This is a genomic window from Cupriavidus sp. CPT47-8839-RL05A (genome assembly GCF_058792255.1).
Genome location: NZ_JBYTEG010000008.1, coordinates 85,958 through 109,257, shown reverse-complemented (window position 1 = coordinate 109,257; position 23,300 = coordinate 85,958). Strand labels below are relative to the sequence as shown.

Genomic DNA, 23,300 nt, shown 5'->3' with positions numbered 1-23,300 from the left:
TCCGCGAGACCGCACAGGAGACCTTGCATGCAGACCCCAGCTCGCCCGCATTTCCAGTTCTGGCCGAAGCGCCTGCCGACCGCCATCGTGCTGCCGGAGACCTCGCTCTGGGCCAACCTGGAAGTCTCGGCGCTCCGCTATGCCGACAAGGCCGCGATCCGCTACTTCGGCAATGCCATCACCTTCCGTGAGCTGGAGGCGCAGGCCACCGCGCTGGCCGGCTGGCTGCAGCAGAAGGCGGGCGTGAAGAAGGGCGACCGGGTGCTGCTGTACATGCAGAACTGCCCGCAGTTCATCGTCAGCTACTACGCCATCCTGCGCGCCGACGCGGTGGTGGTGCCGGTCAACCCGATGAACCGCGCCGAGGAATTCAAGCATTACGTGACCGACGCGCAGGCGCGCGTGGCGATCTTCACCGCCGACCTGGCCGCCGGGGTCGAGCAGGCGCAGGCGGAGCTGGCGCCGGCCGAGCGCCTGCAGCATATGCTGGTGACCCAGTATGCCGACGCGCTGCCGCCCGCGCACGAACATCCGGAAGACGCGCCGCCGGCCTGGCTGACCACGCCGCATCCGCTGCCCGCGGGCGCCACCGCGTGGCCCGAGGCATTGGGCGCCGGCCTGCAGCCCGGCCCGCACACCGCCGGCCCGGACGACATGGCGGTGATGCCCTACACCTCGGGCACCACCGGCTTCCCCAAGGGCTGCATCCATACGCACCGCTCGGTGATGCACAACATCGTCGGCGGCTCGACCTGGTCGGGCTCGGGCGCCGAATCGGTGATCCTGTCGGTGCTGCCGCTGTTCCACGTCACCGGCATGCAGTACGGCATGAACGGCCCGATCTACAGCGGTGCCACCGTGGTGATGCTGCCGCGCTGGGACCGCGAGGTGGCCGGCCGCCTGATCTCGCGCTACCAGGTCACGCACTGGACCAATATCCCGACCATGGTGATCGACTTCCTGGCCAGCCCCAACCTGGCCCAGTTCGACCTGGCCAGCCTGCGCTATATCGGCGGCGGCGGCGCGGCCATGCCGCAGGCCGTGGCCGAGCGCCTGCGCGAGCAGTTCGGGCTGAACTACCTGGAAGGCTACGGCCTGTCCGAGACCATGGCGCCGACGCACAGCAACCCGTCGGACCGGCCCAAGCTGCAGTGCCTGGGCGTGCCGACCTTCAACACCGACGCGCGCGTGGTCGACCCGGTCACGCTCAAGGAACTGCCGCCCAACGAGATCGGCGAGATCATCGTCAGCGGCCCGCAGGTGTTCAAGGGCTACTGGGGCAAGGAGGACGCCACCCGCGACGCCTTTATCGAGTTCGAGGGCAAGGCCTTCTTCCGCACCGGCGACCTGGGCCGCATGGACGAAGAGGGCTACTTCTTCATCACCGACCGCCTCAAGCGCATGATCAATGCGTCGGGCTTCAAGGTGTGGCCGGCCGAGGTGGAGAACCTGCTGTACAAGCATCCGGACGTGCAGGAGGCCTGCATCATCGGCACGCGCGACCCGTACCGCGGCGAGACCGTCAAGGCGGTGGTGGTGCTGCGCGCCCATGCCAGGGGCAAGACCACGCCGGAGCAGATCATCGAATGGGCCAAGGAGAACATGGCCGCCTACAAGTACCCGCGCGTGGTGGAGTTCGTCGAGGCGCTGCCGAAGTCGGGCACCGGCAAGGTGATGTGGCGCCATCTGCAGGAAAGCGAGAATGCGCGCAACACCGGCGCGGAGGAGAGGCCCGCGGCCTGAGGCAGCCGGGTAGCCAATGAAAAAGGCTGGTCGACCGGCCAGCCTTTTTTATTTACGCGGTGCCGGCCCTCAATGCCCCCGCACCCGCATCAGCATCTTCACCATCGTCTTGTAGCCCCGCTCGCGCGCATGGCGCGTGGGGCTCACGCCTTCACGGTCGGCAAGGTTGGCGTCAGCGCCGGCATCCAGCAGCAGCTGCACCGTTTCCTCGTAGCGGGTGCTGCCATCGCCCAGGATCACCGCTTCCAGCAGCGCGGTCCAGCCGAGGTCGTTGACATGGTCCACGGCAACGCCGGCCTTCAGCAGCAGCTTCACCACCTCGACATGGCCATGCTGGCTGGCGGCGATCAGCGCGGTGCCGTCATAGCGGTCGGTGCTGGCCAGGTCGGCGCCGTGCGCCAGCGCCAGGCGCACCATGTCGGCCTGGCCGGTGGCGGCTGCCAGCAGGAAGGGGCTGTTGGCCTCGGTGTCCTTCAGGTTCACATCGGCGCCGGCCAGCAGCAGCGTGCGCGCGACTTCGGTGTGCCGGTTCTGCACCGCCGCCAGCAGGGCGCTGCGCCCGCGCTCGTCGGCCGCGCGCGCCGAGGCGCCGGCGGCCAGCAGGCGCGCCACCAGGTCCTGGTCGCCGGCGCTGGCGGCGGTGATCAGGTTGCGGTCGAGCGTGCCGATGGCGTCGCGGCGTGGCGGCGGCTGCATGGCCGCGCTGCGCGGCGCTCGGGCGGCGGGCTGGCTGGCCGCGCCGCCGGCGGGCCGTGCCGCCAGGGTCTGCCCGCCCTGGGCCGCCAGCAGGCCGCCCCCCATCAGCAATCCCATCAGGCCCAGCAGCTCGTTGAGTGCCTGTCTGCGGGTGCGTGCGGCGGGGCGCGTCATGGCGGCAGCTCCTTGGCTCAGACGGTTTCGTGGGGGCTGGCCGGCAGGGGCGCTGCGTCATCGCGGGCGGCGTGCGCAGCGCGCTCGGCGTCGGCGGCATCGTCGGCCTGCAGCTGGCGCCAGAGCCGGCCCAGGTAGGGATCGTCGACGCCGTTGGTGGCCAGGCCCAGCAAGGTCTGCTGCAGGTATTCGCGCGCGGGGCCGTACAGTCCGGCAGCGTGGCGCAGGCGCTCGACCACGCTGGGATCCGGCAGCCGGCCGGCGTAGGCCTCGTGCGTTCGGTTCATGACGAAGGCGAGGGCGCGCTGCTCAGGCGCGCCGGCATCCCCGGTGCGGATGCGCAGCCAGCGCGGATGGTAGGCCCCGGTCAGCATCTCGCGGCGCCACAGCACGCGGAATTCCTGCTCGACCACATGGCTGGGGATGCGGAACACCATGCCGTGGCAGCAGCCGCCCCGGTCCAGGCCCAGCACCAGGCCCGGGTTGTCCCAGGTGCCCCGGTTGATGCGGGAATAGAGGTAGAAGCCACGGTGGTAGCCGTGTACGGTGGCACGCTGGCGCTCGGTGTGCACCACCATCGGGTTCCAGATCAGCGAACCATAGCCGAACAGCCAGACATCGCCGCCAAGCGCGGGATCTTCCGGGCGGCGCGCCAGCGTGTCGGAAAGGGACTGCTCGAGCACGGCTTCCGGCAGCAGCGAGGACGCGACCGGAGTACTGCACAGCGAGGTGCGCAGACGGTCGGATTCGAGGTCCTGTCGCGTGATGGCCATGGTGGAAGCATAAATCAAAGCGGCGCCACGGGAAGGTGGGGGAAATGACATAAGTGCCAGTTTTTCTCAGAATTGCCTGAGCAACCGGCACGGGTGTGGGCGCCTGACAACGTTTGGCGCGGCGTGCCGCCTCTGTCACTCGCCGCGGACGCGTGCTGCCGCACCTTTGTCCGCGATCAGGCGCACGTGAATTGCTGGCCGGCGCGGCTGCCATGTCCTTACAATGGTGGCCTCAATTCACAGGGGGAACCCGCGATGGCACGCACGCTTACGGTGGTGTTCGGCAGTGGCAAGGAATATGACTTCACGATCGGCACGGACGAGCTGGCCGCGGTCACCGAGGACGCCGCGTGGCGCTGGTTCGACCGGGAATATACCGAGCTGGACTGCCAGGCGTCGAGCCCGGTCGGCAAGGTGCTGGTGATCGACAAGATCCTGAATGTCGCCAAGTTTTCCGGAGAGGCGCGCTTCTCCGGCGATCCTGCCTGGGCGCAGGACTATGCCCGCCATGCGGCGCGGCTGCTGGACCGGGACAAGGTCCGCGTCGATGTCGGCAACGCCGCGATCGGGTTCTGAGGCGCGGGAGCGCCAGCAAGACGGGTAGTTGCCGCGGTTGTCGCCCCTGCCTGTGCAGGCGCGACAACCTTGCTGCCGGGTTAGACCGCCAGCAGTTCCACTTCAAACAGCAGGGTAGCGTTCGGCGGGATCACGCCGCCGGCGCCGCGGGCACCGTAGCCGAGGTCGGCCGGGATCACCAGGCGGCGCACGCCGCCCACCTTCATGCCCTGCACGCCTTCGTCCCAGCCGCGGATCACATGGCCGGCACCCAGCGGGAACACGAACGGGTCGTTGCGGTCCTTGCTCGAATCAAACTTGCGGCCAGCCTGGCCGTTCTCGTACAGCCAGCCGGTGTAGTGCACGGTGACGTGCTTGCCGGCGGTGGCTTCGGCGCCGGCGCCGACGGTGGTGTCTTCGTATTGCAGGCCAGAGGGCGTGGTTTGCATGGCGTATTTCCTTCCGATGGGAACAGACGTGGTGAGAGGAGAACGCAGCGCGGCTGCGTTCAGGCTTGGGCGCGCTGGAGCACATCCAGCGTCAGTTGCACATTGCGGTCGTCGTCGGCCACCCAGATGTCGCCGTCCTGGATCGTCACCGACAGGCGCATGGCGCGCTGCGCCAGCGCGGCCAGGGCTTCGACCGCTTCCGCCGGGACATTGTAGACGGTGACGTTGCGCAGCTTGCCGGCCTTGCCCGCCATGCCCTTCCACCATTCGCGCGCGCTGGCCGCATTGTAGGTATAGACGGTCACGCGCTCGGCCCGCGCGGCGGCGCGCTTCAGGCGCGCTTCGTCGGGCTGGCCCAGTTCGACCCAGTGGGCGATGTCGCCGGTCAGGCGCTTGTCCCACAGGTCGGGTTCGTCGGGTTCGTCCAGGCCGCGCGTGAAGGCCAGCGTTTCGGTGGCTTCGCAGGCAAAGGCCAGCAGGCGCACCATCATGCGCGCGTCATTCTCGGACGGGTGCTGGGCGATGGTCAGGCTGTGGCTGCCGTAGTAGGGCCGGTCCATGTCGGAGACCGACAGGTCAGCTTTGAAGATGGTGGATTTGAGCGCCATGAGGTGAAGTGAGCGGCAGGCGCCCCGGCTGGGGTGCGGGAGACGCAAAAGGCCGCATCATACGCCATTTGCCGGACACCGCCTGCGGGCACGGCATACTGGCGCAGTGGCTCAGCGCTTGCGGTATTCCTTGAGGTAGAAGCGCAGCAGCGCCGACAGCAGCAGCGTGCCCAGGAAGCCGGCGGCAACGATCAGCGCCTGCCCGGCGGTGGTGTCGATCTGGCCGGCCACCCCGAGGCGGAACAGCCAGGTGCCGACCATCATCGCCAGGAACGGCATCAGCAGCGCGCCGCGGCCGTAGGTTTGCACTGCCCACAGCGGGAAGCGGCGCAGGAAGTCGCCTGGAATGCTGCAGGCCAGGCAAGCACCGGCAGCTGCCAGTGCGGCGGCCACGATGTCGCCGGAATGGATATCGAACATGGTCTCGGTCTCGCGCGCCCCCATCAGGCACACGCAGGCGAGCGTGCCGGGAATTGGGCAAAGCGCTGATTCTACAAGAGAAATTTGCGCCGGAGGTGACGAATAGGGTTAGCGCGGGGTGCTGCCCGCGGGCGATGCCTCGACCGCCACTTGCAGCGTCACGGTGTCGCCTACCTCGGGCAGGAAGCGGGTCATGCCAAAGGCACTGCGCGGCACCTCGGCACGGAAGTCGCCGCCGCAGACCTGCCGGCTCACGCCGAACAGGGTGACCTCGCCGCAGCGGAAGCGCTCGGCCTGCAGGCGCAGCGGCTTCGTGACGCCGTGCAGCGTCAGCTCGCCTTCGACCGCCGCCAGCCGGCCGCCTTCCATCAGGAAGCGGTCCGCACGCAGCCGCGCCACCGGGTGCTGGGCGGCATCGAAGAATTGTGCCGAGCGCAGCACGCCGTCCAGGGTGCGGTTGCCGGTATCGACCGAGGCCAGGTCCACGATCACGTCGAGTGCGCCGGCGCCGCTGTCCGCGTCATAGACCAGGCGCCCGTCGATCTTGCCAAAGCGCCCGCGCACCGAACTGCGCTCGAAATGGCTGGCGGAGAAATAGACGGTGGTGTGCGCCGGATCGATGGTGTATTCAAGCGGCGCCGCCTGCGCGGCGGTGATGCCCAGGGCGGCAGCAAGTGCCAGCGCGCGTGCGGCCATGGCTCAGTCGGCGTTCAGTGGACGAACACGGGCAGCAGGAACATCCCCACCACCGACAGGTAGCCGACGGTCCAGCACAGCGTGCGCAGCGTGGCGCGGTCGGTCACGTAGCACACGGTGTAGAGCACGCGGGCCACGATGAAGACCACGGCCAGCTCGTCGATGCGGGCCTGCGGCGCCTGCAGGTGGCTGGCGGCCAGCACGGCGGCGGCAAAGAAGGGGAAGGCCTCGAAGTGGTTGCGGTGCGCCATGTCGGCGCGGCGCGCGCGGCCGGACTGCTGCTCCAGCCAGCCGCGCGGGTCATGGTTGTCATAGCCAGGCGCGCTGGCCTTGGCGATGGCCACCGTCACCAGCGGCAGGATGCCGGCCAGCAGCACGCACCAGAAAGCGATCGGCATAGTCCAGTCCTTTCGGTTGCAATGCCGGCGCCGCCGTCACTGGCGCCGCCGGCCTGGCCCGCGCGGTCAGGCGGCGACCACGCGGATCTCGATGCCCGCCAGGCCCACCACCTGCCCGGCGCGGATCTTGGCAGTCTTGCGCGATTCGGGCGCGCCGTCCACCGAGACTTCGCCGGCGGCGACCAGCGCCTTGCCGGCGCCGCCGCTGTCGCACACGCCCGCCAGCTTGAGCAGGTCATTGAGCGCGATGAACTCGCCCTCGAGCGGGAAGGTGATGGTTTGCACGGCTGCCTTGCCAGGTTTGGCCATCACTTGCCCCAGCTGTCTTTCAGACCGACGATGCGGTTGAAGACCGGCTTGCCCGGCTGCGAATCGGTGCGGTCGGCGACGAAGTAGCCATGGCGCTCGAACTGGAAGCGGTCTTCGGGCTGGGCCTCGCGCAGGCCCGGCTCCAGGTAGGCGGTGATCACCTGCTTGGAATCCGGGTTGAGCGCATCCAGGAAGTTCTTGCCGCCGGCATCCGGGTTGGGGTCGTTGAACAGGCGGTCGTACAGGCGCACTTCGGCCTCGTACGCGTGCGCCGCGCTGACCCAGTGGATCACGCCCTTGACCTTGACGCTGTCGGCGCCCGGCGTGCCGCTCTTGGTTTCGGGCAGGTAGCTGGCGTGCACGGCGATCACGTTGCCGTCGGCATCCTTGTCCACGCCGGTGCACTCGATCACGTAGCCGTACTTCAGCCGCACCTTGTTGCCCGGGAACAGGCGGAAGTAGCCCTTGGGCGGGGTCTCGTTGAAGTCCTCGCGCTCGATCCACAGCTCGCGCGACAGCGGGAACACGCGGCGGCCCAGTTCGGGCTTTTTCGGGTGCACCGGTGCCGAGCATTCTTCGCTCTGGCCTTCGGGGTAGTTGTCGATCACCAGGCGCAGCGGGTCCAGCACGGCCACGCCGCGCGCGGCACGGCCGTCCAGGTCGTCGCGCACCGCGCCTTCGAGGGTGCTCATGTCGATCCAGCTGTCGGCCTTGGCCACGCCCACGCGGTCGCAGAACAGCTGGATCGATTCCGGGGTGTAACCGCGCCGGCGCACGCCCACCAGCGTGGGCATGCGCGGATCGTCCCAGCCGTCCACGCGCTTTTCATCGACCAGCTGCTTGAGCTTGCGCTTGCTGGTGATGGCGTAGGTCAGGTTCAGGCGCGCGAACTCATACTGGTGCGGCAGCGGGTCGCGGAACACGCCGCTGTCGCGCAGGTGCTCAAGCACCCAGTCGTACAGCGGGCGGTTGTTCTCGAACTCCAGCGTGCACAGCGAATGCGTGATGTTCTCGAGCGCGTCCGAGATGCAATGCGTGAAGTCGTACATCGGGTAGATGCACCACTTGTCGCCCGTGCGGTGGTGATGGGCATGGCGGATGCGGTAGAGCACCGGGTCGCGCATCACGATATTGGGCGCGCTCATGTCGATCTTCGCGCGCAGCACGTGCTCGCCGTCGCCGTACTTGCCGGCGCGCATGTCGCGGAACAGCTGCAGGTTCTCTTCGACGCTGCGCTCGCGGTAGGGCGAGGGCTTGCCCGGCTCGGAGAAATTGCCGCGGCTGGCGGCGATCTGCTCGGCGGTCTGGCTGTCGATATAGGCGGCGCCGCGCTCGATCAGGGTCTCGGCAAAGGCGTAGAGCTGGTCGAAGTAGTCGCTGGCGTAGTACAGGTGCGGCTGTCTGGTGCCGTCCTTGCCCTCGCTGTCCCAGGAAAAGCCGAGCCAGTGCACCGCGTCGATGATCGAATCGACGTATTCGGTGTCTTCCTTGACCGGGTTGGTGTCGTCAAAGCGCAGGTGGCAGCGGCCGCCATAGTCGCGCGCCAGGCCGAAGTTCAGGCAGATGCTCTTGGCGTGGCCGATATGCAGGTAGCCGTTGGGCTCCGGCGGGAAGCGGGTGATGACGGTCGGCAGCGGTTCGCCGGCCTTGTCCTGGCGGCCGGCATAGGTGCTGGCGGCGAGATCCTGGTCGATGATGCTGCGCAGGAAGTTGGAGGCGGCGGGGGTGCTGTCGGTAGGCTTGTTGTCGTGGCTCATGATGGCGCCGGTTGGCCGGCCTGATGCGTCTGGGTGCTTGGGGCCGGGTCGTCAGATTGCGTGGCGGAATGCCAATAACGGGATTTTACCGTGCCGGAGCCGCCGCACGCCGCGAGCCGCCGCGGATTTCCGCCCTTGTCCCGGATTTGCGTCCGCGCGGATGCGCCTGGCTGCGACGAAAGTGATGTGTCGGAGTAGCATGGGAGCGTGCCGGCCCGTGGTGACCGGCTTTGGTCCATCGCTGCAGGAATGCCCATGAACGCCCAACCCGATGCGGCGCCAGTGCCGCTTGAGCCCTCTGAAGTCGTTGCCGCGCTGTGGCGCGATGCCGGCCTGCCCGCCGAGGCGCTGGCGCACCTGAAGCTGGACGGCGCCGAGCCGGTGCTGCCGTCGAGCTTTGCTGTGGGCACCGCCGCCCAGGCCAGCCTTGGCGCGGCGGCGCTGGCAGCCGCCGCGCTGTGGCACAGCCGCACCGGCCGCTGGCAGGACGTCAGCGTCGACATGCGCCACGCCATCACCGAATTCCGCAGCGAACGCTACCTGCGCGTCGATGGTGGCCCCGCGCCCGAGCTGTGGGACAGGCTGGCCGGCATCTACCGCTGCGGCGACGGCCGCTGGGTGCGCCTGCATACCAATTTCCCGCACCACCGCGACGGCGTGGTGCGCTTGCTGGGCTGCGCCAATGACAAGGCGGCCGTGCAGGCCGCACTGGAAAAGCGGGACGCCGAAGCCTTCGAGACCGCGGCGTCCGACGCGGGCCTGGTGGTTGCGGCATTGCGCAGCTTCGAGGAATGGGACCGCCATCCGCAGGCGGCCGCCTTGTGCGGCCTGCCGCCGGTGACGCTGGAGCGCATCGGCGACGCCCCGCCGCAACCGTTGCCGGCGCCCGCATCCGCGGACGCGCAGCCGCTGTCGGGCGTGCGCGTGCTCGATTTCACCCGCATCATCGCCGGCCCGGTGGCGGGCCGCACGCTGGCCGCGCATGGCGCCGACGTGCTGCTGGTCACCGCCTCGCACCTGCCGTCGATCCCGCCGCTGGTGATCGACACCGGCCGCGGCAAGCGCAGCTGCCAGCTGGACCTGCGCGATCCCGATGACAAGCGCACGCTGCACAAGCTGCTGCACGGTGCCGACGTGATGGTGCAGGGCTACCGCCCCGGCGGCCTGGCCGAGCTGGGCGTGGGGCCGGAGGCCGCGGCGCGCGCGCGTCCGGGCATCGTCTATGTGTCGCTGAGCGCCTATGGCCATGTGGGGCCGTGGTCGCACAAGCGCGGCTTCGATTCGCTGGTGCAGAGCGCCACCGGCTTCAACGATGCCGAAGCGCAGGCGGCCGGCAGCGACACGCCGCGCCCGTTGCCGGCGCAGGTGCTGGACCACGCCGCGGGCTACCTGCTGGCCTTCGGCGCGATGGCCGCGCTGCACCGGCGCGCGCTGGAGGGCGGCAGCTGGCATGTGCGGGTGTCGCTGGCGCAGGTGGGGCAGTGGCTGCGCGGCCTGGGGCGCGTGCCGGGCGGGCTCAAGGCGCCCGAGCAGAAGATCGACGACGTGGCCGACCTGCTCGAGGCGGTGCCGTCGGGCTTCGGCATGCTGACGGTGGTGCGCCATGCGGCGCATCTGGCGGAAACGCCGGCGCGCTGGACCTTGCCGTCCGAGCCGCTCGGCACGCACGCGCCGCAGTGGCTGCCGCGCGGTTAGGCTAATAGAGCGTGGTGCGCTGCCGCTCGGGCAGTTCGCGGTCGTAGGCGGCGCCGTCGATGGCGTTGTCGGTCAGCGTGGCCAGGATCTCGCCGTTGCTCGGCAGCGACTGGCGCGCCACCTGCGCATCCGCTGCCCACAGCCGCGAGCGGATCAGCGCGCGGGCGCACTGGAAGAACACTGACTGCACCGTGACCACCAGCACCGTGGTCGGGGCCTTGCCGTCGACCACGCAGCGCGCGACCAGCGCCGGGTCGACGCTGATCTGCGCGCTGCCGTTGACGCGGATGGTCTCGTTGATGCCGGGGATCACGAACAGCAGCCCCACGCGCGGATCGGCAACGATATTGCGCAGGCTGTCGATGCGGTTGTTGCCGCGCCGGTCGGGCAGCAGCAGCGTGCGTTCGTCCAGCACCTGCACAAAGCCCGGCGCATCGCCGCGCGGCGAGCATTCGGCCCAGTCCTCGCCCACCGTCGACAGCAGGCAGAAGGGCGCTGCCTCGATAAAGGCGCGGTAGTGCGGGTGCAGGTAGTCGACTTCCTTGGACAGCGACGGGGCCAACGGTTGCGCGTAGAGCGCTTCCAGTTCGGCCAGCGTGGTGATGGCGTGCGAGGTCATGGCAGGCGGGGCGTGGGTCGGCGGGGGGCGAAACCGTCAATGTAGCGCAGATGCCGTTACACGGTCACGGTACCCCGGCCGATCTCCAGCACGCGGCCGCCCACGCGGATGGCGCCTTCGGCATCGGCCTTCAGGCGCAGCCGGCAGGGGCGGCCAACGGCCTCGCCCTGGTCGATCGCATACTCGGCCGGCAGCGCGTGGCCGGTGGCCAGCAGCCAGCCGCCCAGGTTGGCGCAGGCCGAGCCCGTGCCCGGGTCCTCGGCCACGCCGCCGCCCTGCTTGGTGAAGAAGTAGCGCGACCGCACGCGGCCGGGCTGCTCCGGGTCGAAGGCAAAGACGTAGGCGGTCTTGCGGCCCAGGCTGCTCTGCGGCCAGATCTGCAGGCGCGCGCTGTCGGGGTTGGCGCGGCGCACGGCATCGGTGCTGCGCACTGCCACCAGCAGCTGGTCGGCGCCGGTGTCGACCCACATCGGCGACACCAGCAGGTCGTGTTCCCGCAGGCCGAGCAGGCTGGCGATGTCGGCATCGGACAGGCCCACCGGCGCGGTCTTCGGCTTGCCGCTGTGGGGGGCGGTGAAGGTCCAGACATCGCCCTGCGCGGTCACCGGCACCACGCCCGCCGCGAACTCCAGCGTCAGCGCGTCGCCGGTTCCGGCCAGGTTGCGCACAACGTGCGCGGTGCCCAGCGTCGGATGGCCGGCGAAGCGCATCTCATAGCCCGGCGTGAAGATGCGCACCCGCGCGCTGGCACGTTCCGACGGCAGGATAAAGGTGGTTTCCGACAGGTTGAACTGCAGCGCCAGCGCCTGCATGGTGGCCTCGTCCATGCCGCGCGCATCGTCGAACACGCATAGCGGATTGCCACCGAAGGTGGCTTCGGCAAAGACGTTGAGCAGGCGGAAGGCGTAGGTGGTCATGGCGCGGGGGCTCCGGGTATCTTCCGTCACAGTGTACGTAGACCGGGCCAGCGGGCCATGGACAGTTGGCGGGTTTGTGGGCGGGCCAGTTCGGAAGGCGGAGTTGTTCGCGGCGCCGCTTGCAGGAGGCTCCCCTCGCCCGCTTGCGGGAGAGGGCGAACACCTTGCTTAGGCTAGTTCCGGCGGCTTTGGTGCACCCAAAACCGCGCTCCCTTCTTGCGCTTCAGAACCCCACCGCCTGCCCATCGCGCCGGCTGTCGCTGGCGGCGACATAGCCGTGCTCGGCATCTTCCGACAGGCGCCAGATGAACTGGCCCGAGCCGAAGTCCATGTACGGATCGTCCACTGACTTGAGCTGGTGGCCGCGCGCCTTCAGGCCCTCGACCGTGGCCGGGTCCATGGTGCTTTCCACGTCCAGCGTGAAGTCGCGGTTGACCTTCCAGCGCGGCGCGCAGCACGCGGCCTGCGGCTGCTGGTTGTAGTCCAGCATGCGCACCACGGTCTGCAGGTGGCCCTGCGGCTGCATGTCGCCGCCCATCACGCCGAAGCTCATCACCGGCTGGCCGTCCTTGGTCAGGAAGGCCGGGATGATGGTGTGGAACGGACGCTTGCCGCCCGCGACCACGTTGGCCGACTTCGGGTCCATCGAGAAGCCCACGCCGCGGTTCTGCAGGCTGATGCCGGTGCCCGGCACCACCACGCCCGAGCCGAAGCCCATGTAGTTGGACTGGATGAACGAGATCATCATGCCGTTCTCGTCGGCGGCGGTCAGGTAGATGGTGCCGCCCACCTTCGGCATGCCGAAGTCGAAATGCGTGGCGCGCTGCATGTCGATCAGCTTCGCGCGCGACTTCAGGTACGCGTCATCGAGCATTGCCTCCGGCGTGACTTCCATGCTGCGCGGGTCGGCTACGTAGCGGTAGAGGTCGGCAAAGGCCAGCTTCATTGCCTCGATCTGCAGGTGCTGAGAATCGACCGAGTCCACCGGGATCGAAGCCATGTCGAACTGGTCCAGGATGCCCAGCGCGATCAGCGCGGCGATGCCCTGGCCGTTGGGCGGGATCTCGTGCAGCTCGTAGCCGCGGTAGGACTTGCTGATCGGCTTGACCCAGTCGGGGCGGTAGTTGCGCAGGTCATCGAGCGTCATGGCGCCGCCGCACTGCTGGCTGAAGGCGGCAATCTGCTCGGCGATCTCGCCTTCATAGTAGGCGCGGCCACGGGTCGCGCCGATCTTGCGCAGGGTTTCGGCGGCAGCCTTCATGGTGAACTTCTCGCCCACCGCGGGGGCGCGGCCATTGGGCATGAAGGTCTCGGCATAGCCGGGCTGGTCCTTCAGTTCAGGCACCGCGGCGGCCCACTTGTGCGCCACCACCGGCGGCACGGCATAGCCGCGCTCGGCGATCTCGATTGCCGGCTCCATCAGGTCGGCGAACGGCAGCTTGCCGAAGCGCTCATGCAGCGCGGCCCAGCCGGCGACCACGCCGGGCACGGTGACCGAGTCCCAGCCGCGGATCGGGCGGTTGGCCAGGCCGTTGGCATCGGTGCCGTACTTGTTCTTGAAGTATTCCGGGCTCCAGGCCGCCGGGGCCACGCCCGACGAGTTCAGGCCGTGCAGTTCCTTGCCGTCCCACAGGATGGCAAAGGCATCGCTGCCCAGGCCGCACGACACCGGCTCGACGATGGTGATGGCGGCGGCCGCGGCGATGGCGGCATCGACCGCATTGCCCCCCTTGAGCAGCATGCGCAGGCCGGCCTGCGCAGCCAGCGGGTGCGAGGTGGAAACCACGTTGCGCGCAAACAGCGGGATGCGCACGGAGGGGTAGGGGTTGGTCCAGTTGAAGTTCTGCATGCTTGTCTGTGTCCTTGTGCTCGGTGCGCCTGTAGCGCAAATTCTGCGGCCCTTATTCTGCCGTGATCTTGCGATCCCTGATCAGCTTGCCCCAGCGCGCGCTGTCCTTCTTCACCATCGCGGCGAACTGCGCCGGCGTGCCGCCGACCGGCTCGGCGCCCAGCTTGCCCAGGCGTTCCTTGACCTCGGGCGACTGGATGGCCTTGTTGAACTCGGCATTCAGGCGGTTGACGATATCGGCCGGCAGGCCCTTGGGGCCATAGATGCCGAACCAGGTATCGGACTCGAAGCCGGGCAGGCCCGACTCACTCGCGGTGGGGATTTCCGGTGCCAGCGGCGAGCGCTTGGCGCTGGTCACTGCCAGTGCCTTGAGCTTGCCGTCCTTCACATGCGGCAGGCCCGACACGATGCTGTCGAACAGCACCTGCACCTTGCCCGAGATCAGGTCCGGCACGGCCAGCGCGGTGCCGCGGTAGGGGATGTGGGTGATGAACACGCCCGCCTGCGCCTTGAAGGCCTCGGCGGTCAGGTGCACCACGGTGCCGTTGCCGCTGGAGGCGTAGTTCAGCTCGCCGGGATGCTTCTTGGCGTAGTCGATCAGCTCGCGCACGTTCTTCGCCGGCAGGCCGTTCGGCACCACCAGCAGGTTGGTGGCGATCGCCACCTGGCTGACCGGGGTGAAGTCGGTCTCGGTGTTGTATGGCAGGCGAGTGTTGATATACGGCCCGATCGAATGCGTGCTGGTGGTGGCGATCAGCAGCGTATAGCCGTCGGGCGCTGCCTTGGCGGCCATGTCCGAGCCGATCGCGCCGCCGGCGCCGGGGCGGTTGTCGACCACGATCTGCTGGCCCAGGCTGGCGCCCACCTTCTGCGCGATGGCGCGTGCCAGCAGGTCGGTCGCGCCGCTGGCCGGGAAGGGCACGATCAGGCGGATCGGCTTGCTGGGATAGGTATCGGCCAGTGCGGGCGTGGCGGCCAGGCAAAGCCCGCAGCCAAGGCCGATGCCGAAGCGGCGCAGCCAGGATTTCATTCTTGTCTCCGGTGTCAGGCGATTGGCCCCGATTCATGAGCCTGCCTTCATTATTCCGTGCTGTCGGTCACAAAGAAAGCTAATATTTCTTTCCAATGTCACAAGGAAATCTTAAGGATCGCGCCTTGCCGGCATATGCCTGACTCTTCCCTTGCGTGCACCGATGAGCACTGTCCGCTTCCTCCGTACCTTCGTTGCCGTGGCCGAGCACGGCTCCTTTGCCGCCGCTGCCGGCCAGGTGGCGCTGACCCAGGCCGCCGTCAGCCTGCAGATGCGCGCGCTTGAGACCGAATTGCGCCGCGAGCTGTTCGACCGCAACGGCCGCGTGGCCGTGCTCAATGCCGACGGCCGCGCGCTGCTGCCGCTGGCGCGACGCATGCTGGCGCTGTATGAAGAGATGCGCCTGCCGCTGGCCTCGGACGAAGCCATGGCGGGTGCGGTGGCAGTGGGTGCGGTAGTGTCGGTGATGGGCGGACTGTCACATGCGGTGGCGCATATGAAGCGCACTTATCCTGCGCTCGACGTGCGCCTGGTCGGCGCCAAGTCGATCGAACTGGCGGCACAGGTCGAGGCCGGCGAGCTGGATGCCGCCATCCTGGTGGAGGGCGCCGCGCGCGTGCCCGGCACGCTGCGCTGGACGCCGCTGTACCAGGAGCCGCTGGTGGCGATCGCGGCACGCGGCAGCCCGGGCCGCGACGCGCGCGAGGCGCTCGCCACCAATCCCTACCTGCGCTTCGACCGCAGCCAGCGCACCGGCGTGCTGGTCGAGCGCGCGCTGCGCCGCGCGCACCTGAAGGTCAACGAGTTCCTGGAGCTGAACGCGATCGAGGCGCTGGTGGAACTGGTGCGGCAGGAGGTCGGCGTGACCGTGGTGCCGCTGCTGCGCCGCGCGCGCTGGCGCGACGACGAGGCGCTGCGCATCCTGCCGCTGCTGGTCAACGGCGAGCCGGTGATGCGTCACATCGGCATGCTGGAACGGCGCGACCACGGGCGCGGGCAGGTGACCGCGGCGGTGCGGGCGGCCTGCAGCGAGCTGTTTGGCGCCTAGCGCGGGTTGCGTCCACGCCATAACCAGGGTCTATCGGGAGGATAGTCAGAAACGCATTCTCCTGGCGCTCAGCTGTGCATATATTGGGGTTGCGGACTGCCGCTGACGCGGCCGCATTGCCATGGGGCGGCGCCCGACCTACCGCGTCGGAGCATGCCCAGCGCACCGGCAGAAGTCAGCCGGCATGCTTTTGAAGGAGATTCCCGGCGTGGATTCGCAAGCTCCGCCGGAACGGGATCGCTGATGCAACAGCGACCCCCAAGCCATCGCTGCAGGCGTGTTCAGTACGTCCCACAAGGAGAGAACGCATGTCTAACGAAGCAAAGTGTCCCGTCACTCATGCCGCCGGCGGCGGTACCACGAATCGCGACTGGTGGCCAAAGCAATTGCGCCTGGACCTGCTCAGCCAGCATTCCAGCAAGTCCAACCCGCTCGGCGCGGACTTCAACTACGCGGAAGCCTTCAAGAGCCTCGACCTGGCGGCGGTGAAGAAGGACCTGGCGGCGCTGATGACGCAATCGCAGGACTGGTGGCCGGCGGACTTCGGCCACTATGGTCCGCTGCTCATCCGCATGGCCTGGCACAGTGCCGGCACGTACCGCATTGGCGATGGCCGCGGGGGCGGTGGGCGCGGCCAGCAGCGTTTCGCGCCGATCAACAGCTGGCCGGACAACGTCAGCCTGGACAAGGCGCGCCGCCTGCTATGGCCGATCAAGCAAAAGTACGGCCAGAAGATCTCCTGGGCCGACCTGATGATCCTGAGCGGCAACGTCGCGCTCGAGACCATGGGCTTCAAGACCTTCGGCTTCGGCGGTGGCCGCGAAGATACCTGGGAGCCGGACCTGGATGTGTACTGGGGCAATGAAAAGACCTGGCTGGGCGGTGACTTTCGCTACGGCAAGGGTGCCGCCGGCAAGTACGACGACGAGGGCGTGATCATCGCCGACGAGGAATTGCATGGCGCCGAGGCCAGCCGCACCGACCAGGAACGCAACCTGGAGAACCCGCTGGCCGCCGTGCAGATGGGCCTGATCTATGTGAACCCGGAAGGCCCGGAAGGCAACCCGGACCCGCTCGCGGCGGCACACGACATCCGTGAAACGTTCGCGCGCATGGCCATGGACGACGAGGAGACCGTCGCGCTGATTGCCGGCGGGCATGCCTTCGGCAAGACGCACGGTGCCGGTCCCGCCGGGGACAACATCGGGGCCGAGCCCGAGGGCGCCGACCTTGAACTCCAGGGCCTGGGATGGTCAAGCGCCTTTGGCACCGGCAAGGGCGCCGACACCATCACCAGCGGGCTGGAGGTGACCTGGAGCAATACGCCGACGAAGTGGGGCAACAGCTATCTGGAGAACCTGTTCGGCCACGAATGGGAACCGACCAAGAGTCCCGCTGGTGCCAACCAGTGGGTGGCCAAGGATGGCGGGGAAACCATCCCGCACGCTTACGATCCCTCGAAGAAGCTGCGGCCAATGATGCTGACCACGGACCTGTCGCTGCGTTTCGATCCGGTCTACGAGAAGATCTCGCGGCGCTTCCTGGAGAATCCTGACCAGCTCGCCGATGCCTTTGCCCGCGCCTGGTTCAAGCTGACCCACCGCGACATGGGCCCGCGCGCGCGCTACCTCGGCCCGGAAGTGCCGGCCGAAGAGCTGATCTGGCAGGATCCGATCCCGGCGGTCGACCATCCGCTGGTCAACGAGCAGGACGTCGCCGCGCTCAAGCAGAAGATCCTGGCGTCGGGGCTGCCGGTCTCGCAACTGGTGCAGACCGCCTGGGCCTCGGCCTCCACCTTCCGCGGTTCGGACAAGCGTGGTGGCGCCAATGGGGCGCGCATCCGACTGGCGCCGCAGAAGGACTGGGCAGCCAACGAACCCGAGCGGCTGGCCAAGGTGCTGAAGGTGCTCGAAGGAATCCAGGCTGAGTTCAACGGCGCGCAGTCCGGCGGCAAGAAGATTTCGCTCGCCGACCTGATCGTGCTGGCCGGTAGTGCCGGGATCGAGCAGGCCGCGCAGAAGGCCGGACATCAAGTGACCGTGCCGTTCACGCCGGGCCGCATGGATGCCTCGCAGGAACAGACCGACGTGCAGTCGGTCGGCGCGCTCGAGCCGAAGGCGGACGGCTTCCGCAACTTCCTCAAGCAGAAGTACAGCATCCCGGCGGAGGCGCTGCTGATCGACAAGGCGCAATTGCTGACCCTGACCGCGCCCGAGATGACGGTGCTGATCGGCGGGCTGCGCGTGCTGAACGTCCATACCGGGCAGGATGCGCACGGCGTCTTCACCGACCGGCCGGAAACGCTGACCAATGACTTCTTCCGCAACCTGCTCGACATGAGCACGGAATGGAAGCCGCTGTCGGAAGCCCGGGAAGTGTTCGAGGGGCTTGACCGCAAGACCGGTGCGAAGAAGTGGACCGGTACCCGGGTCGACCTGGTGTTCGGTTCGCATGCCCAGTTGCGGGCGCTTTGCGAGGTCTATGCAAGCGAGGACGCGCAGGAGAAATTCGTCCGGGACTTCGTCGCCGCCTGGGTCAAGGTGATGAACCTCGACCGGTTCGACGTCGCCTGAGCGGTCGCCGGGTCCCGTCAGGGCTGTCATTCCCCTGACGGGGCCGGGTCCGTGAGGTGAAAGAAGATCCTTCGCCGGTCACCGTGGCCGGCGGCGGCAGCTTTTTGCCATGCGCGCGCGAGCGGCCTGGTGAAGCGATCGCCAACGCGAAAGAAAAGCGGCCGGCAAGCGCCGGCCGCGTGGCCTGCCAGGGCAGGACCCTACATCATCCTGTGCGCAAAATGCCCGCGCCGCGCATCGGCCATCAGGTCGAGGAACTGCCCGGTGCTCATGTGCACCAGTTCCTGGTGGTCGCCCGCCTCGAAGTAGACGTCGGGGTGCGTCAGCAGGCTGTCGTCGAGCCAGGTCTGCGTGCCGTAGGCCATGCCGACCGGCGGGAGCGCGCTGTGGTCGCAGTCGCGGAACACTTCGCGCACGCCATCCTCATGCGCCAGCGACAGCTTGCGGCCGGTCTGCTCGCAGAGCTCCGACAGTTTCAGGTGGTGAGTCGAAGGAATCACGGCAGTGACGTAGCCGCTGCCGTCTTCCAGCAGGACGGTCTTGGCCAGGCGGTCTCCGGGAATGTGTGCGGCCTGCGCAGTGGCCATGCTGCCGAGGCTGTAGGGGTGCCGGACGGTGTCGAACTGGCTCTGCTTCTTGCTCAGGCATCTCGCCAGCGTGGTAGACATGGTCATGATTTCAACCTCCGACGCGCGCAGCGCGACCGTTGTCCGAGTCCTACCAATATAGGTCGTCGGGGGTCGGGTGGCGGTGGGGCCGAGCCAAAACGTAGCCGGCAAGCGCAAAAAAAAAGGGCACCTTGCGGTGCCCTTAGTGTGTTGTGCCGCCGGCCCCGGGGCCGGCGATATTCCCTGCTTATTCTTCCTGGAACGCTTCCTCGCGCTTGGCCTTGATCGACGGCATCGCCACGATCAGCACCAGCACGGCAGCGGCGATCAGCAGGCCCAGCGACAGCGGGCGCGTCACGAACACGCTGAAGTCACCACGCGACAGCAGCAGCGAGCGGCGGAAGTTCTCTTCCATCATCGGCCCCAGCACGAAGCCGAGCAGCAGCGGCGCGGGTTCGCACTTGAGCTTGATGAACAGGTAGCCCACCACGCCGAAGGCCGCGGTCTGGAACACGTCGAAGGTGGTGTTCTGGACCGAGTACACGCCGATGCAGCAGAACGTCAGGATGGCCGGGTACAGGTAGCGGTAAGGCACCTTCAGCAGCTTCACCCAGATACCGATCAGCGGCAGGTTCAGCACGATCAGCATCAGGTTGCCGATCCACATCGAGGCGATCAGGCCCCAGAACAGCGCCGGGTTGCTGGTCATCACCTGCGGGCCGGGCTGGATGTTGTGGATGGTCATCGCACCCACCATCAGCGCCATCACCGCGTTGGGCGGAATGCCCAGCGTCAGCAGCGGGATGAAGGAGGTCTGCGAAGCCGCGTTGTTGGCCGATTCCGGTCCCGCCACGCCTTCGATCGCACCCTTGCCGAATTCCTGCGGATACTTGGAGGTCTTCTTCTCCAGCGAGTAGGCAGCAAACGAAGCCAGCGATGCACCGCCGCCCGGCAGGATGCCCAGTGCCGAGCCCAGCAGGGTGCCACGCAGCACCGCCGGGATCATGCGCTTGAAGTCTTCCTTGGTCGGGAACAGGTTGGTGATGTGGTCGGTGAAGGTCTCGCGGTGTTCCTTCTGCTCCAGGTTGGCGATGATTTCAGCAAAGCCGAAGATACCCATTGCCACCGAGACGAAGTTCAGGCCGTCGGTCAGTTCCGGCACGTCGAACGAGAAGCGCGCCGCGCCCGAGTTCACGTCGGTGCCGACCAGGCCCAGCAGCAGGCCCAGCACGATCATGGCGATGGCCTTGACCAGCGAACCCGAAGCCAGCACCACGGCGCCGATCAGGCCCAGCACCATCAGCGAGAAGTATTCGGCGGGGCCGAACTTGAACGCCAGTTCCGACAGCGGCGCGGCAAAGGCGGCCAGGATCATGGTGGCGACGCAGCCGGCGAAGAACGAGCCCAGCCCGGCTGTGGCCAGCGCCACCCCCGCTCGTCCTCGCCTTGCCATCTGGTAGCCGTCGATGGTTGTTACCACCGAGGACGATTCACCAGGCAGGTTCACCAGGATGGCGGTGGTCGAGCCGCCGTACTGGGCGCCGTAGTAGATACCGGCCAGCATGATCAGCGCGGCCACCGGGGGCAGCGTGTAGGTCACCGGCAGCAGCATGGCGATGGTGGCCAGCGGCCCCAGGCCCGGCAGCACGCCGATCAGGGTGCCCAGCACGCAGCCCAGGAAGGCGTACGCGAGGTTCTGGAAGGTCAGGGCGGTGGAGAAGCCCAGACCCAGGTTGGTTAGAAGTTCCATGTTGGCGGCCTCCTTAGCTTGCCAGGAAAGCCGGCCACACCGGCATCTGCAGGTTGATGCCGTAGACGAACGCGCCCAGGCTGATCAGCACCAGGATGATGGCGTTGAGGATGGCACCCTTCCAGCTGAATTCATGGCTGGCCATCGACGACACCAGCACCAGCACCAGCACCGACAGCACCATGCCCAGCGGCTTGAGCAGCAGGCCGAACAGCACCACCGAACCGAGGATCCACAAGAGCGTCTTGATGTCCCAGCGGGCCAGGTTGTCTTCTTCCGACTTGGAAGACAACGAGCCCCACAGCACCAGCACGCCCAGCAGGGCGAGCACGATGCCGAGCCAGAACGGGAAGTATCCCGGTCCCATTTTTGCGGCGGTTCCCATGGAATAACCGCGCGCGACCCAGGAAAAGCCGAATCCGACCAGGATGAACATCAGGCCGGAGGCGAAGTCCTTTTGGCTACGTATGCGCAAAGTGAATCTCCTCGATAAGACTGCTTGAAATCTCAGGAGGGTTCCCTTCCGCTGCCTTTGTTGCATTGCATCAATGCGGCAGTTTGCGGGCGCCCTCCTACGGGCAGGGTGGAAGTTAAGGGGGCGACCTTTCAGCTACCTTTCAGATGTCTGCAAACAGGGTCATGCTGAGGGTATCCCCTAGTGAAAGAGCGCTTAAAAGTGCCGCCAAGCCAAGCTGGGAGCGGCCTGGCGGGCAGAAGCCCCAGTCGCTGCGCTATTATCCGGGGCGGTCTTGCGCCGCGCGGCGCTACCCGCCGCTGAAAGGTTTGAAAGGTTCCGCAAGGAACCACTACGCAACGCGAGGAGCGGTTTGGAGAGCATTGACCACATCATTCTGATCGGCGCCGTCGTGATGTCGCTGGGCATCGTGCTGGGGGCTTTCTCGGCACGCCTGGGCGTGCCGTTCCTGCTGGTCTTCCTGGCCGTGGGCATGCTGGCCGGCGTGGACGGGCCGGGCGGCATCCGTTTCTCCGATACCTGGCTCAGCTTCCTGGTCGGCAACCTGGCGCTGGCGGTGATCCTGCTCGATGGCGGGCTGCGCACGCGCTTTGCCACCTTCCGGGTGGCGCTGAAACCTTCGCTGTCGCTGGCGACCGTGGGGGTGCTGGTGACGGCAGCGCTGGTCGGCGTGTTCGCCGCGTGGCTGCTGGGCATCGACTGGCGGCTCGGGCTGCTGCTTGGCGCCATCGTCGGCTCGACCGACGCCGCCGCGGTGTTCTCGATGCTCAATAGCAGCGGCATCCGGCTGAAGGAGCGGGTGGCGAGCGTGCTCGAGATCGAGTCCGGCATCAACGACCCGATGGCGATCTTCCTGACCCTGACGCTGATCGAATGGCTGACCGCGCCTGACGGCCTGACGCCGCTGGGCCTGGTCACGCGGCTGCTGGTGCAGTTCGGCGTGGGCGGCGTGCTCGGCCTGGCGCTCGGCTATTGCCTGGCCCGCGTGCTGGAGCGCATCCGCGTGGCCGAAGGGCTGCAGGCGATCCTGCTGTGCTCGGGCGGCGCCATGGTGTTCGCGCTGGTGCAGAGCGCCGGCGGCAGCGGTTTCCTGGCGGTGTACCTGACCGGCATGCTGATCGGTAACCGCGAGCGCGCGGTGACGTCGGACACCATGCGCGCCATGGACGGCATGGCCTGGCTGGCGCAGTCGGCCATGTTCCTGCTGCTGGGCCTGCTGGTGTCGCCGCACCGGATCTGGGAGGTGGCCGGCCCGGCGGTGGCGGTGGCGGCCTTCCTGATGCTGGTGGCGCGGCCGGTGGCGGTGTGGCTGGCGCTGCTGCCGTTCCGCTTCAATGCGCGCGAGACTGGCTTTATCGCCTGGATGGGCCTGCGCGGTGCGGTGCCGATCGTGCTGGCGCTGTTTCCGCTGCTGCGCGAGGTGCCGCAAGCGGGGCTGCTGTTCCGCATCGCCTTTGCCGTGGTGCTGGCCAGCCTGCTGTTCCAGGGCACCACGGTGTCGGTGGCCGCGCGCCTGGCGCGTGTGCGGCGCCCCGGCTACCCCGAGCCGCTGGCGCGGTCGCGCCTGCGCGGCACGCGCGCGCCGATCCTGGAGGTGATGCAGTTCGAAGTAGGGCCCAACGCGCCAGTGGAGAACGTGCGCGCCGACCAGCTGGAGCTGCCGCCGCGCTGCCGGCTGCTGACGGTGGCGCGCGACGATGCGCTGGCGGCGCTGGACCAGACCGTGCTGCGCGCCGGCGACAGCGTCTCGGTGCTGGCGCCGGTGACGACCCTGCCGATGCTGTCCGCGCTGTTCCAGGCGCTGGGCCGCGCGCCCACCTGGGAGCAGGCCTCGCATGATTTCCTGTTGTCGGGCGATGCGCTGCTGCGCGACGTCGCGGCGCTGTACGGCACGCGCGCGCTGACCCCGGACGAGGAGCCGCTGACGCTGGAAACTGCGATGCAGCGTGCCTTCACCTCGCCGCCGGTGGAGGGCGACAGCGTCGCGATCGCTGGCCTGCCGCTGACGGTGACGCGCATGGAAGGCGCGCAGATCCTGCAGGTGGGGTTGCTGCTGCCGCGGCTGGACGGGGATTCGGGCGGGCGGCTATGGCCGCGCCGGCGCAAGGACGGGGCAGAGCGGAGCGGGGAGGGTGCCGAGGCGGAGTAATGACAAAAA

At 68.0% G+C, this 23,300-nt stretch carries 22 protein-coding genes; 6 read left to right on the top strand and 16 right to left on the bottom strand.

The genetic code is table 11. The features are described from left to right. Positions 1–27 precede the first annotated feature (27 nt). The gene (locus AC3WVS_RS11670) at positions 28–1,743 is read left to right on the top strand and encodes a long-chain fatty acid--CoA ligase (RefSeq protein ID WP_492318760.1); all 1,716 of its coding nucleotides are present in this window, start codon (positions 28–30) and stop codon (positions 1,741–1,743) included. 69 nt (positions 1,744–1,812) lie between these two features. On the opposite strand, the gene AC3WVS_RS11665 is transcribed toward AC3WVS_RS11670, so the two are convergent. Next, positions 1,813–2,613 (bottom strand): ankyrin repeat domain-containing protein, encoded by an 801-nt coding sequence (locus AC3WVS_RS11665; protein ID WP_081050144.1) that lies wholly within the window; start codon positions 2,611–2,613, stop codon positions 1,813–1,815. Positions 2,614–2,630: 17 nt separating this feature from the next. Then, the gene (locus AC3WVS_RS11660) at positions 2,631–3,437 is read right to left on the bottom strand and encodes a gamma-glutamylcyclotransferase (RefSeq protein ID WP_492318759.1); all 807 of its coding nucleotides are present in this window, start codon (positions 3,435–3,437) and stop codon (positions 2,631–2,633) included. Positions 3,438–3,641: 204 nt separating this feature from the next. Here AC3WVS_RS11660 and AC3WVS_RS11655 point away from each other — a divergent pair, with 204 nt between their 5' ends. Beyond that, a complete protein-coding gene (locus tag AC3WVS_RS11655; RefSeq protein WP_013957577.1) occupies positions 3,642–3,962 on the top strand; it encodes a hypothetical protein in 321 nt (106 codons plus the stop codon). 80 nt (positions 3,963–4,042) lie between these two features. Here AC3WVS_RS11655 and AC3WVS_RS11650 read toward each other — a convergent pair whose 3' ends face one another. From AC3WVS_RS11650 to AC3WVS_RS11620, 7 genes are all read right to left on the bottom strand, one after another. Continuing rightward, a complete protein-coding gene (locus AC3WVS_RS11650; protein ID WP_010813699.1) occupies positions 4,043–4,390 on the bottom strand; it encodes an FKBP-type peptidyl-prolyl cis-trans isomerase in 348 nt (115 codons plus the stop codon). A gap of 59 nt (positions 4,391–4,449) precedes the next feature. Beyond that, on the bottom strand, positions 4,450–4,998 hold the full coding sequence (locus AC3WVS_RS11645) for a YaeQ family protein (RefSeq protein WP_010813698.1): 549 nt from the start codon (positions 4,996–4,998) through the stop codon (positions 4,450–4,452). A 111-nt stretch (positions 4,999–5,109) separates the two neighbouring features. Continuing rightward, entirely contained in the window at positions 5,110–5,418 is a 309-nt protein-coding gene (locus AC3WVS_RS11640; RefSeq protein ID WP_492318758.1) for a hypothetical protein, read from the bottom strand. 108 nt (positions 5,419–5,526) lie between these two features. Further along, entirely contained in the window at positions 5,527–6,114 is a 588-nt protein-coding gene (locus AC3WVS_RS11635) for a YceI family protein (protein ID WP_492318757.1), read from the bottom strand. Positions 6,115–6,128: 14 nt separating this feature from the next. Further along, positions 6,129–6,512, bottom strand: coding sequence for an MAPEG family protein (locus AC3WVS_RS11630; protein ID WP_492318756.1), 384 nt, complete (start codon positions 6,510–6,512; stop codon positions 6,129–6,131). 66 nt (positions 6,513–6,578) lie between these two features. Beyond that, positions 6,579–6,821 carry an RNA-binding S4 domain-containing protein gene (locus AC3WVS_RS11625; RefSeq protein WP_010813694.1) on the bottom strand — a complete coding sequence of 81 codons (243 nt, stop codon included), beginning with the start codon at positions 6,819–6,821 and terminating at the stop codon, positions 6,579–6,581. Then, positions 6,821–8,578 (bottom strand): glutamine--tRNA ligase/YqeY domain fusion protein, encoded by a 1,758-nt coding sequence (locus AC3WVS_RS11620; RefSeq protein WP_492318755.1) that lies wholly within the window; start codon positions 8,576–8,578, stop codon positions 6,821–6,823. Before AC3WVS_RS11620 ends, AC3WVS_RS11625 begins: the two co-directional genes overlap by 1 nt. A gap of 255 nt (positions 8,579–8,833) precedes the next feature. On the opposite strand from AC3WVS_RS11620, the gene AC3WVS_RS11615 reads away from it, so the two are divergent. Further along, positions 8,834–10,273, top strand: a complete 1,440-nt coding sequence (locus AC3WVS_RS11615) for a CoA transferase (protein WP_492318754.1) — start codon at positions 8,834–8,836, stop codon at positions 10,271–10,273. A gap of 1 nt (position 10,274) precedes the next feature. On the opposite strand, the gene AC3WVS_RS11610 is transcribed toward AC3WVS_RS11615, so the two are convergent. The 4 genes from AC3WVS_RS11610 to AC3WVS_RS11595 form a co-directional block, all read right to left on the bottom strand. Beyond that, entirely contained in the window at positions 10,275–10,892 is a 618-nt protein-coding gene (locus AC3WVS_RS11610; RefSeq protein WP_492318753.1) for a pyridoxamine 5'-phosphate oxidase family protein, read from the bottom strand. Positions 10,893–10,948: 56 nt separating this feature from the next. Beyond that, positions 10,949–11,809, bottom strand: coding sequence for a PhzF family phenazine biosynthesis protein (locus AC3WVS_RS11605; RefSeq protein ID WP_492318752.1), 861 nt, complete (start codon positions 11,807–11,809; stop codon positions 10,949–10,951). 223 nt (positions 11,810–12,032) lie between these two features. After that, the gene (ggt, locus tag AC3WVS_RS11600; protein ID WP_492318751.1) at positions 12,033–13,658 is read right to left on the bottom strand and encodes a gamma-glutamyltransferase; all 1,626 of its coding nucleotides are present in this window, start codon (positions 13,656–13,658) and stop codon (positions 12,033–12,035) included. Between the two features lie 52 nt (positions 13,659–13,710). Then, positions 13,711–14,688: a Bug family tripartite tricarboxylate transporter substrate binding protein gene (locus tag AC3WVS_RS11595; protein WP_492318750.1), complete on the bottom strand. Its 978-nt coding sequence runs from the start codon at positions 14,686–14,688 to the stop codon at positions 13,711–13,713. 163 nt (positions 14,689–14,851) lie between these two features. Here AC3WVS_RS11595 and AC3WVS_RS11590 point away from each other — a divergent pair, with 163 nt between their 5' ends. Beyond that, positions 14,852–15,736 (top strand): LysR substrate-binding domain-containing protein, encoded by an 885-nt coding sequence (locus AC3WVS_RS11590; RefSeq protein WP_492318749.1) that lies wholly within the window; start codon positions 14,852–14,854, stop codon positions 15,734–15,736. A gap of 308 nt (positions 15,737–16,044) precedes the next feature. Then, complete coding sequence (katG, locus tag AC3WVS_RS11585) at positions 16,045–18,309, top strand: catalase/peroxidase HPI (protein ID WP_492318748.1); 2,265 nt, start codon at positions 16,045–16,047, stop codon at positions 18,307–18,309. Between the two features lie 200 nt (positions 18,310–18,509). Here katG and AC3WVS_RS11580 read toward each other — a convergent pair whose 3' ends face one another. From AC3WVS_RS11580 to AC3WVS_RS11570, 3 genes are all read right to left on the bottom strand, one after another. After that, positions 18,510–18,983 (bottom strand): aminoacyl-tRNA deacylase, encoded by a 474-nt coding sequence (locus AC3WVS_RS11580; protein WP_492318747.1) that lies wholly within the window; start codon positions 18,981–18,983, stop codon positions 18,510–18,512. Between the two features lie 181 nt (positions 18,984–19,164). Then, positions 19,165–20,667, bottom strand: coding sequence for a tripartite tricarboxylate transporter permease (locus AC3WVS_RS11575; RefSeq protein WP_492318746.1), 1,503 nt, complete (start codon positions 20,665–20,667; stop codon positions 19,165–19,167). 13 nt (positions 20,668–20,680) lie between these two features. Next, a complete protein-coding gene (locus tag AC3WVS_RS11570) occupies positions 20,681–21,142 on the bottom strand; it encodes a tripartite tricarboxylate transporter TctB family protein (protein WP_010813683.1) in 462 nt (153 codons plus the stop codon). Positions 21,143–21,494: 352 nt separating this feature from the next. Between AC3WVS_RS11570 and AC3WVS_RS11565 the strand changes: the two genes are divergently transcribed. Continuing rightward, complete coding sequence (locus tag AC3WVS_RS11565; protein ID WP_492318745.1) at positions 21,495–23,291, top strand: potassium/proton antiporter; 1,797 nt, start codon at positions 21,495–21,497, stop codon at positions 23,289–23,291. Positions 23,292–23,300: the final 9 nt, after the last annotated feature.

Excerpts from the sequence above, each read along its gene's own strand:
- AC3WVS_RS11670 (WP_492318760.1), top strand. The coding sequence starts at position 28 with ATGCAGACCCCAGCTCGCCCGCATTTCCAGTTCTGGCCGAAGCGCCTG.
- AC3WVS_RS11665 (WP_081050144.1), bottom strand. The coding sequence starts at position 2,613 with ATGACGCGCCCCGCCGCACGCACCCGCAGACAGGCACTCAACGAGCTG.
- AC3WVS_RS11660 (WP_492318759.1), bottom strand. The coding sequence starts at position 3,437 with ATGTCATTTCCCCCACCTTCCCGTGGCGCCGCTTTGATTTATGCTTCC.
- AC3WVS_RS11655 (WP_013957577.1), top strand. The coding sequence starts at position 3,642 with ATGGCACGCACGCTTACGGTGGTGTTCGGCAGTGGCAAGGAATATGAC.
- AC3WVS_RS11650 (WP_010813699.1), bottom strand. The coding sequence starts at position 4,390 with ATGCAAACCACGCCCTCTGGCCTGCAATACGAAGACACCACCGTCGGC.
- AC3WVS_RS11645 (WP_010813698.1), bottom strand. The coding sequence starts at position 4,998 with ATGGCGCTCAAATCCACCATCTTCAAAGCTGACCTGTCGGTCTCCGAC.
- AC3WVS_RS11640 (WP_492318758.1), bottom strand. The coding sequence starts at position 5,418 with ATGTTCGATATCCATTCCGGCGACATCGTGGCCGCCGCACTGGCAGCT.
- AC3WVS_RS11635 (WP_492318757.1), bottom strand. The coding sequence starts at position 6,114 with ATGGCCGCACGCGCGCTGGCACTTGCTGCCGCCCTGGGCATCACCGCC.
- AC3WVS_RS11630 (WP_492318756.1), bottom strand. The coding sequence starts at position 6,512 with ATGCCGATCGCTTTCTGGTGCGTGCTGCTGGCCGGCATCCTGCCGCTG.
- AC3WVS_RS11625 (WP_010813694.1), bottom strand. The coding sequence starts at position 6,821 with ATGGCCAAACCTGGCAAGGCAGCCGTGCAAACCATCACCTTCCCGCTC.
- AC3WVS_RS11620 (WP_492318755.1), bottom strand. The coding sequence starts at position 8,578 with ATGAGCCACGACAACAAGCCTACCGACAGCACCCCCGCCGCCTCCAAC.
- AC3WVS_RS11615 (WP_492318754.1), top strand. The coding sequence starts at position 8,834 with ATGAACGCCCAACCCGATGCGGCGCCAGTGCCGCTTGAGCCCTCTGAA.
- AC3WVS_RS11610 (WP_492318753.1), bottom strand. The coding sequence starts at position 10,892 with ATGACCTCGCACGCCATCACCACGCTGGCCGAACTGGAAGCGCTCTAC.
- AC3WVS_RS11605 (WP_492318752.1), bottom strand. The coding sequence starts at position 11,809 with ATGACCACCTACGCCTTCCGCCTGCTCAACGTCTTTGCCGAAGCCACC.
- ggt (WP_492318751.1), bottom strand. The coding sequence starts at position 13,658 with ATGCAGAACTTCAACTGGACCAACCCCTACCCCTCCGTGCGCATCCCG.
- AC3WVS_RS11595 (WP_492318750.1), bottom strand. The coding sequence starts at position 14,688 with ATGAAATCCTGGCTGCGCCGCTTCGGCATCGGCCTTGGCTGCGGGCTT.
- AC3WVS_RS11590 (WP_492318749.1), top strand. The coding sequence starts at position 14,852 with ATGAGCACTGTCCGCTTCCTCCGTACCTTCGTTGCCGTGGCCGAGCAC.
- katG (WP_492318748.1), top strand. The coding sequence starts at position 16,045 with ATGTCTAACGAAGCAAAGTGTCCCGTCACTCATGCCGCCGGCGGCGGT.
- AC3WVS_RS11580 (WP_492318747.1), bottom strand. The coding sequence starts at position 18,983 with ATGACCATGTCTACCACGCTGGCGAGATGCCTGAGCAAGAAGCAGAGC.
- AC3WVS_RS11575 (WP_492318746.1), bottom strand. The coding sequence starts at position 20,667 with ATGGAACTTCTAACCAACCTGGGTCTGGGCTTCTCCACCGCCCTGACC.